Annotated in this window: 1 protein-coding gene; it reads left to right on the top strand. The window is 68.1% G+C overall.

All coding sequences use genetic code 11. From position 1 onward, the window contains the following. Window positions 1-329: 329 nt before the first annotated feature. Window positions 330-682, top strand: a 353-nt coding sequence (locus tag ASD86_RS28095) for a DUF11 domain-containing protein (RefSeq protein WP_235567892.1), incomplete at both ends; no start/stop codon positions are given.

Genomic DNA, 682 nt, shown 5'->3' with positions numbered 1-682 from the left:
GAGCGTCGGCACCTATAACGCCGGCACCGGTGTGTGGGCGGTCGGTGGTCTGGCCTCGGGCGCTAACGCGACCTTGCAGATCGTCGCGATCGTGCTGCCGACCGGCCCGTACGCGAACACCGCGACGGCCACCTCGACCACCAACGATCCGACCCCGGGCAACAACACTTCGACCAGCACTCCGGTGCCGGTGGCGTCGGCCGACTTGGCCGTGACCAAGACCGCGTCGAGCGCGACCCCGATCGTCGGTACCAACATCACGTTCACCGTGACCGTCAGCAACAACGGTCCGTCGGCCGCGGCTGGCGTCAACGTCAACGACCAANNNNTCGTTTCGGCGACGCCGAGCGTCGGCACCTACAACGCCGGCACCGGTGTGTGGGCGGTCGGTGCGCTCGCCTCGGGCGCTAACGCGACCCTGCAGATCGTCGCGACCGTGCTGCCGACCGGTCCGTACGCGAACACCGCGACGGCCACGTCGACCACCAACGATCCGACCCCGGGCAACAACACTTCGACCAGCACCCCGGTGCCGGTGGCGTCGGCCGATCTCGCGGTCAACAAGACCGCGTCGAGCACGACCCCGACCGTCGGAACCAACGTCACCTTCACGGTGACTGTCAGCAATAACGGTCCGTCCGCTGCGGCTGGCGTCAACGTCAACGATCAGCTGCCGGCCGGT

This window comes from Lysobacter sp. Root690 (genome assembly GCF_001427785.1).
GTDB lineage: Bacteria > Pseudomonadota > Gammaproteobacteria > Xanthomonadales > Xanthomonadaceae > Lysobacter.
The sequence above is the reverse complement of the archived record's forward strand: the minus strand, read 5'-3'. Positions and strand labels throughout refer to the sequence as shown.